At 36.2% G+C, this 10,842-nt stretch carries 8 protein-coding genes; 7 read left to right on the forward strand and 1 reads right to left on the reverse strand.

Annotation, left to right across the window (positions count from 1 at the left end; all coding sequences use genetic code 11):
* Positions 1 to 342: 342 nt before the first annotated feature.
* The 5 genes from RG963_RS11440 to RG963_RS11460 all read left to right on the forward strand — a co-directional run bounded on the left by RG963_RS11440 (position 343) and on the right by RG963_RS11460 (position 6,007).
* The gene (locus RG963_RS11440) at positions 343 to 1,221 is read left to right on the forward strand and encodes an alpha-1,2-fucosyltransferase (protein ID WP_310576409.1); all 879 of its coding nucleotides are present in this window, start codon (positions 343 to 345) and stop codon (positions 1,219 to 1,221) included.
* 9 nt (positions 1,222 to 1,230) lie between these two features.
* Positions 1,231 to 2,235, forward strand: a complete 1,005-nt coding sequence (locus RG963_RS11445; protein ID WP_310576410.1) for a glycosyltransferase family 2 protein — start codon at positions 1,231 to 1,233, stop codon at positions 2,233 to 2,235.
* A 363-nt stretch (positions 2,236 to 2,598) separates the two neighbouring features.
* On the forward strand, positions 2,599 to 3,798 hold the full coding sequence (locus RG963_RS11450) for a glycosyltransferase family 4 protein (protein WP_310576411.1): 1,200 nt from the start codon (positions 2,599 to 2,601) through the stop codon (positions 3,796 to 3,798).
* Between the two features lie 260 nt (positions 3,799 to 4,058).
* Positions 4,059 to 4,982 (forward strand): glycosyltransferase family 2 protein, encoded by a 924-nt coding sequence (locus RG963_RS11455; protein WP_310576412.1) that lies wholly within the window; start codon positions 4,059 to 4,061, stop codon positions 4,980 to 4,982.
* On the forward strand, positions 4,979 to 6,007 hold the full coding sequence (locus RG963_RS11460) for a glycosyltransferase family 2 protein (protein ID WP_310576413.1): 1,029 nt from the start codon (positions 4,979 to 4,981) through the stop codon (positions 6,005 to 6,007). The genes RG963_RS11455 and RG963_RS11460 overlap by 4 nt, the downstream gene beginning before the upstream one ends.
* A 622-nt stretch (positions 6,008 to 6,629) precedes the next feature.
* Here RG963_RS11460 and RG963_RS11465 read toward each other — a convergent pair.
* The gene (locus RG963_RS11465; protein WP_310576414.1) at positions 6,630 to 7,718 is read right to left on the reverse strand and encodes a glycosyltransferase family 4 protein; all 1,089 of its coding nucleotides are present in this window, start codon (positions 7,716 to 7,718) and stop codon (positions 6,630 to 6,632) included.
* 79 nt (positions 7,719 to 7,797) lie between these two features.
* Between RG963_RS11465 and RG963_RS11470 the strand changes: the two genes are divergently transcribed.
* Together RG963_RS11470 and RG963_RS11475 are read left to right on the forward strand one after the other, a co-directional pair.
* Positions 7,798 to 8,952, forward strand: coding sequence for a glycosyltransferase family 4 protein (locus RG963_RS11470; RefSeq protein WP_310576415.1), 1,155 nt, complete (start codon positions 7,798 to 7,800; stop codon positions 8,950 to 8,952).
* A gap of 57 nt (positions 8,953 to 9,009) precedes the next feature.
* Positions 9,010 to 10,842: oligosaccharyl transferase, archaeosortase A system-associated (locus RG963_RS11475; protein WP_310576416.1), on the forward strand; the 1,833-nt coding region annotated here is incomplete at its 3' end.

Consider the following 10,842-nt stretch of genomic DNA (forward strand, 5'->3'; position numbering starts at 1 on the left):
ATTCAGCTCTACTGAATTGAGATTAAGCTCATCCTAAAACTCAAAATTTGCTTTTTGAATCTTGCATCTCGAATGAAATAACTATTGAAAAATACTTGTAGATTCTCAAAGCCGAAATGCTGAGACAGGGAAATTGAAAACCATTCTGAAAGTATTGAAATTAGTCACTCAGGACTTTCACAATATAATGAAAAAGAAGATGATGACCCTCAAATCAGTTAATTGGATCAAAAGAAACTAGATCTCAGATATATTATTTATTCACACCTTATATGACATTTAACACTATTATATACAGATATCTTTGAATACCTTCCAAACAATAACAGCAATTCAGGAACTATGATAATCGTTAAACTAATTGGTGGTCTTGGCAACCAGATGTTTCAGTATGCAGCTGGAAGATGTTTAGCACATAAGTACAGGACTGAACTAAAACTCGATATCCGGGATTTCAAAAACTATACACTTAGAAATTATGACCTCAATGGTTTTGGTATTATTGAGAATTTTGCCACCTCCTCAGATCTGTCTCGCATACTATTTCCTTCGGACAGACCTGCGGTAAAATTTTTCAAACGTGTCCTATGGAATATTTCCCGCATACAACCAGTAGAATATATAAAAGAAAAAGACTATAGTTTTCAGCAGAGTTTTCTTAAATTACCGGATAATATTTATCTTGATGGCTATTGGCAGAGTGAAAAATATTTTTCGGATATTGAAAATATTCTCAGAAAAGAGTTCGGTGTTGTAAACCTACTTACTTCGACAAATCAGGACCTCGCGGAAAGAATCAAGAATTGCGAAGCTGTAAGTCTTCATGTGCGAAGGGGGGATTATGTGTCTGATTCAAAAACTAACAGTGTGCATGGAGTTTGCGGGGTTGATTACTATAGTAATGCCATAGATATGATCCGTGAAAGGATCGATAATCCTTGTTTTTTCGTTTTTTCGGATGACTCCGAATGGGCATGCTCTAATATTAAACCCGACGCGTCCACAATTTATGTAAAGCACAATGATTACTCAAGAGATTATGAAGATATGTACTTAATGAGCATGTGTAAACATAATATTATTGCAAATAGCTCTTTTAGCTGGTGGGGAGCCTGGCTAAATGAAAATCCAGAGAAAATTGTTATTGCACCCAAAAAATGGTTTAATTCAAAAGATATGGATACTCGTGACCTATTGCCTGATAAATGGCACAAACTTTAATCTATAATTGTGGGTGAGAACATTCCTAAAATATCAGTTATCATGCCAGTGTACAAAGGCGATAATTATCTCTCAGAAGCTGTGGACAGTATTCTTAATCAGACGTTTTCTGATTTTGAATTTATAATTATCTGCGATGACCCAACCAATAAAACACGTCATGTCCTTGACAAGTATAAGCAAAATGACTCCCGAATTAGAATTTACTACCAGGAAAGACAAGGATTGGTTAATTCTCTCAATAAGGGTATTTCCCTCGCAAAGGGTGAATACATTGCCAGAATGGATGCAGATGATATAAGTTTACCAGCTAGATTTGAAAGACAAGTTGAATTTATGGATAATAATCCTGAAATCGGAATCTCTGGAACCTGGGTAAGAACCGTTGGCGATGTCCCTGGAGCTATTTGGAAACATCCTTGTGATCACGAAACTATAAAGTCGAGGATGCTGTTCGAGACCGTAATCGCCCATCCAAGCATAATTGCGAGAAAAGAACTTTTTTCAAAAAATGGGTTCGCTTATATGCAAGACGAAGTCTATGCAGAAGACTATGGACTATGGGTTCGTGCTGCAAAAGTAGTTAAACTGGCAAATCTACCTAAAATTCTTATACATTATAGAATACATAAGTCAACTTCAGATCGAAAAGAACAAAAATTAGTGGCAAATAATATTAGGCTTGCTCAAATTCGAGAACTGGGCATCAACCCAACAAAAAAGGAGTTTGAAGTTCATGAGGCACTTAGTTATTATGAGATTGATCATAATAAAAAATTTGTACTCCAGGTAAGATTCTGGCTTGAAAAATTGGAAACTACTAATTTGGAAATGAAAATATATCCGGAACCTGCTTTTTCGGCTGTTCTTGGGCACTATTGGTACCATGCCTGTAAAGCTTCAACTTATTTAGGTTTAAATGCATGGAATTTGTTTAATGAATCTAAACTAAGTAATTCAATAAGTTTATCGCCTGTTCAAAAGATTAAATTTATACTAAGGTCTATAGTTTAATACACTTTATTTGTATTCGTTAAGATACGATCTAAAAAATGTGTTATTTTTGTTGCCATTTCTGTAACCTCTTATGTAAATCGAAAAGTATAAACGATTGCAGTAGTCATTTTAACGTTAATAGATCCTTAACCGGATAAAAGAAACACACTTAAGAATGTGAAATATGCTAACGCTGAAAATCTCAGGTCGTGTAAGTGAGTTACTGAAAACCGTGAGCATGCGAATCTCTTTAGATTTCCTCAAATTTGTAGATCGTACTCGTTTCTCAGAATTGATCAATAACTCACGTACATGATCAAATCTCAAGAATAAAGCTAATAAACTTATTTAAATTTATATTACACACGGGTGGCCTATTATTTGGGAAACAATATCTTATATACATTCATTAGACATTCTGTAAAAAAACTATTTCTATATACAGAAACGGCTTTTATACTAACTGGCAGGCTTGTAGGTCTATTATTTATCCCCTTTTTCAAATCACAATTTTTTTTCCTATTTCCTTTTTACCACATAGGAGGAGCCGAAAAGGTTCATATTAAAATTGTTCGTTGCCTAAAAGAATATAAGCCTGTAGTATTTATTACAAATAAATCGAAAAATTCGGCATTAAAAAAGCAATTTACGCAAAGCGCTAAAACATTTAATTTTGGTTATTTTAACTATTTTGACAACCCTATATTTATTAATTTCTGGGTTGGTGTATTATGCACGATTATAAATAATAATAAAAATGGTGTAGTATTTGGATGTAATAGTATACTTTTTTACAAATTAACTCCACATTTGAAACCTCAGATTTTCTGTATCGATCTCATACACGCTTTCGGGGGCGGAATTGAAGACTTTAGCCTCCCCTATGTAGAAAGATTAGACAAAAGAGTTGTAATTAATAAACGGACGTTGAAGGATTTAAAGGATCAATACCGTTTGAATAACATTAACGAAAAAATGAATGAAAGGATTATTTTAATTGAAAATTGTGTAAGAATTCCAGAAAGTATCAAAAGAAAAAATAATAAATCCACCCTTAAAATCCTGTACGTAGGCCGTGGTTCTGAAGAAAAGAGAGTAAATCTGATTGGAAAAATTTCTCATCTTTGTCATCAAAATAATATTCCAGTAGAATTTACTTTAGTAGGTGACGTCAGAAACTCCATAGAAAAACAATATAGTATGTATTGTAATTTTTTAGGAGAAGTAACGGATGAAAAATTAATTTCAGAAATATATGATAATTCTGACGTATTGTTGCTTGTATCGAGCAGAGAAGGTTTTCCTTTAGCCATAATGGAAGCAATGGCTCATGGCATCGTAACTATAAGCACCGATGTAGGAGGTATTTCAGAGCATATTTGTAACGGGCGTAATGGTTTTCTTATAAAAAATGAAAGTGAAGATTTGGTAATAAAAAATGTATGTAAAGTTATAAATGAACTTGCTTCAAATAAGTTTTTGATGAATAAAATTTCTCTTGAAGCTTATGAATATGCAAAAACAAACTTCAACTGTAAGAACTTTTGTTCACAATATGAAAAAGTATTTTGGAGCAAATGATCGTTTCAGTCTTTGAAGGTTGTGTTAATAAACAACAAGCATTTTGTCGTAAATAATATACCTTAAATGGGTTGAAACCTGTGATGCTGTCTCAAAGTCCAACTGCATAGAATCTTAATATTATGAGAATTTAAAGAGCTTTGTCGAGCAAATAAATGGCTTCCTTTAAAACCCGGTGTATACACAAAAAATAGTTAAGTAGAGTATCGATATAAAGATCCAATTTTTGCAGTTTTAGAATTCGGATATGGGGAAATAATATGAATGAACGAAATCCAGGAGTAAGTGTAGTAATCCCGACTTATAATAGGGCCCATTTAATATCCAGAGCTATTCAGAGTGTCTTGGATCAAACTTACCAGGATTTGGAGATCATTGTCGTTGATGATGGTTCAATAGATAATACGGGAGAAATCATAAAAAGTTTTCAAGATACAAAACTAAAATACATTCGATACAATAAAAATAAAGGAGCCTCAGCAGCAAGAAATACAGGGATTAAAGCAGCTAAAGGAAAATATATTGCATTTCAGGATAGTGATGATGAATGGTTTCCAGACAAATTGGAACGACAAATGGAAGTTTTCGGTGATGCTCCTCCTGAAGTTGGAGTTGTTTATTCTGGTTTTTACAGGATAGAAGCTGATAAAAAAATATACTTTCCAAGTGATCGTTTCACTCAAAAAGAAGGAAACATACATAATGAACTTCTTAAAGGAAATTTTGTCGGAACACCAACAGTTCTTATCAAGAAAGAATGTTTTGAAAACACAAAATATTTTGATGAAAATCTCCCTGCTTTAGAAGATTGGGAATTGTGGATCGAAATTTCAAAACATTACTTCTTTAAATATATTAATAAGCCTTTGTTATACTCATATTCTACGGCCAATAGCGTAAATCTTAACCAAAATAATATGCTTAAAGCACATGAAACTATTTTACTAAAACATTTAGATGATTTTAACAAAAATAAAAAAATTCTGTCTGATAATTATTTTGATTTGGGTACTGGACTCTGCTCAAATGGCGATTTCAAAACTGGAAGAAATTATCTGATAAAATCCATAAAAGTATACCATTTAAATCTCAAAACAATGTCAACTCTTCTTCTTTTACTATTTGGTCAAAGTATCTATTTTAAGTTTAGAGATTTATCTCGAAAAACAGGGCGTAGAATATGAATCCAAAAGTCGCTATTATAATCCTCAACTGGAACGGTTGGGAAGATACTATAGTATGTTTGGAATCTGTCTATCAGATTACATATCCGCTATACGAAGTTATTGTAGTTGATAACGGCTCAAAAGATCACTCTATTGAAAAAATAAAAAGTTATGCTGAAGGGAATATCAAAGTTGAATCTAAATTCTTTGATTTTTCTCAAGAAAATAAACCGATATGTGTGAAAGAATATTCGAAGGATGGACTGGAATCACCAGTCTCAACAAAAGAAATTATTACAAATACGGTTGCAAGAAAAAATTTAATTCTTATAAAAAATGACGATAATTACGGTTTTGCTGAAGGTAACAATATTGGAATAAAATTTGCTTTAAATAAATTAAATTCTGATTTTGTGCTTTTACTTAATAACGATGTAGTTGTAGATCACCATTTTCTTAATGAGCTAATAAATGTAGCAGAAAATGATTCGCATATAGGGATTTTAGGACCTACTGTATATGATTATAGACCTCCTTATAAGATTCAATCCGCCGGCACAAAAATATATTGGAGCTTAGGTGAAGCGATTAACCGGACATCGCGTGAAAATAAATCATCTGATAAACCTGAAGAAGTCGACAGTGTAATAGGTTGTGCGTTACTTGCAAGAAGTGAATTGTTCCATAAGATAGGATATTTGAATAAAGACTATTTCGCATATCTAGAGGAAACCGAATGGTGTGTACGTGCTCATAAAGCATCCTATAAAATAGTTTACGTGCCAAAAGGGAAGATCTGGCACAAGGGTGGAGCTACAAGCAATAAGATAACTGGTTTTTACCTCTACCATTATACAAGGAATAAATTTTGGTTTATGAAAAAGCATTCGTCAAAGAAACAATATATTTCTTTCTTAATTTATTTTTTTGGATTTCGGATGTGGGTTGCTATTGGTGGTATTTTGTATCGTCATAAAAACACGGAAGTGTTTCCATCCTTTATCTCTTTCTTAAAGGGAATTAGAGATGGAATGACGACCTGACTTTATAATTCTTTATAAAGCTTTAACATTTTTTTGCCGAGTTGTCCCAGCTAAATATTTTAGACCTTTAAGTCCCTTTCTGGTCATTTCTTCTCCAAGTCCCTCATCCGTCAACACTTCATACATTCTACTTCCGGCAGGTCGTCATTAGGAATTATAATCTTTTTCTTGAGATCGTTTTTCCTACATTCGGCCGGTTGACATTCTATTTTGAGAATTTTTATTGATGGCGTTTTTCAAACATTATATAAATATGTTATGTGTTTAAAACTGATTAACATCTGGCCCAAATCTCACGACATATAACCAATAAACCATTTTTGGGTCGTGTCCTTGAGTCGTTGATCAATTCGGAAAAATGAGGACTACCCCTGCATTTGAGGAAAATGCAGAGAGGTTCTTGTGCTCACTGTTTTCAACAACTCGCGGACACGATTCATTTTTGCAATAATGTTTAGTATCAGGGATAATATGTTTTTCCAGCAAAAACGCTATCATTAAACATATTACGAAAAAAATAAGTTACCTGCCGAAAGCAGGCAAATGAAAATTGTGAATATTATGGCCTTACTTGTAAAGGTAATGTTATTCATGGATCCTACTTAAATCGAATAATTTATTTCTAACTTTGTAAGTACTGCTTCTCAATTCTGGCTGAAACTTCATCCCAGTCCAATATTTTTTCATCTCTTCCAGAAATTTCTTTTCGTTCGCTTTTCTGAGTCTCTTTCACGGTTTTGATTACTTTGTCTTTCGAAACGGGCATCTCAATTCCCACACAGGCATTTCCGTCTACAAACTCCTCAAGGGCACTCCCTTTCGCCACTATACACGGAGTTCCTGCAGCCAGAGACTCAGCAACGGTTATCCCATATGCCTCATGGGAAGAGAGCATGAGAAATACATCCGCATTTGCATAGCATTTAAGTAGCTCCTTCCGTGAGAGGTCTTTTAACCATTCAACCCTTCCCTCTACTCCAAGGCTTTTTGCCACACTGCGAAGTTCGGCTTCGTATGGCCCTTTTCCCACGATCTTCAACCTAAAATCCTGAAGTTCAGGCAAACTCTGAATAATATACTGTACTCCTTTGTACTCCTCTAGGCGGCCAACGTAGAGAAGAGTTTTCTCTCTCCCGGTTTTCTCCGCCGGACTTTTTCTCCGTTGCTTCAGATTTTCAAACTCTTTGAGGTTTATTCCGTTAGGGATTTTTACGGTTTTTGCGGCAACTTTAAAATCCGACTCTACAAGTTCCTTTTCATACTCCGACACACATATCACGGAATCTGCCCTGGAAAAGATCATCTTCCCGAGAAGCCTGTAAGGCTTGTGCAGTAGATTCCTGAATGCGGTATGACCGTGCCGGTGATAATGGGGCGTAAATACAAATTTTCCGTGGTATCTGCCCAAAGACGCAAAAAATGCAGGAAGTGCATGATAACTGTGTGCATGAATAACATCATAGTTATTTTTTTTCAGGTAAAAATAGATCTGGGGAGCAAAGTAATATGCATTTCCCGGTGCAAAAGATCCGAACCTGATAACCTTTACTCCATTTATCATATCTTTTTTATTCAATTTTCCAGTGGGGTCCGTTGTTATAACCTCAACATCATGCCCTGCTTTAACCAGCCTTTCACTGATCTCTTTTACATGAGTTTCCACTCCCCCAATATCAGGGGAGTAACGGGGACAGATCTGGGCTATTTTCAAGGCCGAACCTCTTTTTCATTGAAACTTATACGGAGTAATGCATTAGTTTAATATAAAGATAATGTGATAGTTTAAGTAAATGACATCTAACAAAAGCATCTGCATAGTTGGGCCTTCAAAACGTTTTTTAAGTGGTATCAGTTATTATACTATCCGCCTGGCAAATGCCATGTCTGCGGAAAAAAATGTCTCTGTTATTTGCTTTCGGCAGTTGCTTCCAACCTTTCTTTTTCCTGGAAAATCCCATGTCGGAAAAAACATTTCAGACCTGAACTTTTCACCCGGGATTCCTGTCTTTGACGGCATGGACTATAATAATCCGTTGACATGGGTTCAAGCATACCTTTTTCTTAAAATGCAAAAGCCGGATATCATAGTCTTGCAGTGGTGGACTTCTTCGGTTGCGCATATGCAGCTTCTGCTAAAAATATTTGCAAATCTATTGCATAAACCAAAAATAATAGTAGAATTTCACGAAGTTGTAGACCCTTTTGAAGAATCAATACTTCCGATCCGTTTATATTCGAAAATAACGGGAAAACTGCTTCGTAGAAATCTGGATGCATATATCACTCATTCAGAATCGGATAAACAGCTTGTTGCAGAAAGGTATTCTATTGCCCCTGAAAAAATCCATGTAATCCCGCATGGCCTTTATGACCAGTACGGGGAACTGCTTGACATAAAAGCGGCAAGAAAAAACCTTTTGATAAATGATGAGTTTGTTATCCTTTCTTTCGGTTTAATTCGAAAGTATAAGGGAATTCCCTACCTGATCAGGGCTTTTGAACAGTTACCTCCTCAAATTCTCGAGAAAAGCAGGTTATTGATTGTCGGAGAAGTCTGGGAGGATCGCAAAGAATTACTTGATCAGATTAAGACTTCTTCATTCAGTGATAGAATTACGCTGGTAGACGACTACGTTCCTGACGAGAAAGTAAACTTCTATTTCAGCGCTGCAGATGTGGTAGTCCTGCCCTATTTGAGAGCTTCTCAGAGTGGAATTGCGCATATTGCCATGTCTTTTGGAAAGCCTGTTGTTGTTTCCGAAGTAGGCGGCTTGAAAGAATCGATGGCTAGCTATGAAGGAACTTTTTTTGTTCCTCCGGGGAATGTCGATTCTATAAAGAAAGCTATTCTCAGCCAGTTCGGAGAGAAAAAGTATTATGAGGCTCCTGACCAAAAATGGGATAAAATTATAAACTGTTACATTGAATTAATACAATCTATTTGATTTTCTTTTTCGTAATTCGATATTAATTTGTAAAGTTTATTTCTTAAAGGGATTACTATGGGTTCTCGTGATCGTCCGGTATCGTCATTCAAAGATAAAATGATATCCAGCTGGCCTTATACTCTGGCAGTTGCGATAATCGGTTTTGTGTCTCTATGGATGAGAACACTCTCTTTAGATTCGGTGTTTTTACCTAACGGGGTTGTAAAATTCGCTAGCAATGATCCTTGGTATCATATGCGTACCTTAAATGTTCTTCTTGAAAACTACCCCAATAGAATGTTTTTTAACCCAATGACTAACTATCCTTACGGTAGTTACATACATTTTGGTCCATTGTTCGATCAGATGATGGCTCTTATTTCCCTTGTTTTAGGCCTGGGAAATCCCAGTGCTGCACTGGTTAATACTGTAGGAGCTTACTTCCCTGCAGTGCTTGGAGCTCTTACTGTCATTCCTGTTTATTATATCGGAAAGTATCTTGGCGGCCGTAAGGCAGGAATTCTGGCTGCAATTTTAATTGTGTTTGCTCCAGGGCAGTTTTTGGCCTTTTCAGTGATTGGCTCTACAGACCATCATATTGCAGAGTCTCTATTCAGTACGCTTTTCATTATGTTTTTCATGCTGGCCTTGATTTCCTCAAAGGAAAAAGGCCTGCGTTTTGAAGACGTATTTAACAAAAGATTTAATGTTGTGAAAGAGCCCTTACTGTATTCCGTTATGGCCGGTATCATGTATTCCGCCTATCAGCTTTCCTGGCCAGGAGCTTCTCTTTTCGAGTTAATTGTCCTTGCTTACGCCGTATTACAGTACATCCTTGACAATTTCCGTAATGAGTCAAGTGATTACCTCGGGTTCACAGGCTTAGTCACGTTTTTAGTAAGCGCAGTCCTTATACTTCCTTTTGTCCATTCTGATATGGGTTTTTCACTTTATTACTACTCGTGGTTCCATTTCGTTACCGCTCTTGGGACAATGGCAGGTTTTGCGGCTTTGAGTTTCATTCAAAGGGAGTTCAAAAAGAAGCGGATAAAGGCTTATTATTACCCTCTGGTGATATTCGGAATTGGCGTTCTTGGACTGCTTGCAGCAAAAGTTGTATCTCCAACCCTTTATACGCTGATCATAAACGCTCCAAATACTGTTTTTGGGCTTCAGACGGGTGGACCTGCTACAATCCAGGAAGCTAGCTCTATGTTTTACTACAAGGGAAGTTTTACTTTCGAAAGGGCCTTTCAAAATTTCACTGTTTTCGGATTCCTTGTCTCAACTCTCGGCATATTAATTCTTGCAGCAGGTTTGTTCCGGAAATCGAAGCCTGAAAAAGTGCTTGTTCTCGTCTGGAGTATTTTTATGCTCCTGGCAATCTACGGCCAGGTCCGTTTTGCGTATTACTATTCAATAAATGTTTCAATTCTCAGTGCCTATGTTGGAGGTCTGCTGCTTGAGGTGGTAAAATGGAACGAACTGGATGAAAAGTTCAAGAGCACTGTAAAGTCATCTGCAGACATTAAAAGTTTTTTTAAATTTATCAAAATAGAACAGATCATTGCAGTTCTTGCCCTGGTACTCATTCTGATCTATCCTGCATACGGGTCTGCAATGCTATATGCAAAAAATACAGGTGGCGAACCCAATGAGCCCTGGATGGAAACTTGTATATGGCTCCACTCAAACACTCCTGATCCGGGCATGGATTACAATGCCATCTATGAAGCTCCCAAAAACGGAGAACTCTTCAAGTATCCTGATGCTGCATATGGTGTAATGTCCTGGTGGGATTACGGACACTACATCGAAACAATTGGGCACAGGATGCCCAATGCGAATCCCTTCCAGGCCGGGGTAGGAGGGCGCAGAGGAAGTATTAACGAAGAGAACCAGCCAGGA

The organism is Methanosarcina baikalica (genome assembly GCF_031461075.1).
GTDB lineage: Archaea > Halobacteriota > Methanosarcinia > Methanosarcinales > Methanosarcinaceae > Methanosarcina > Methanosarcina baikalica.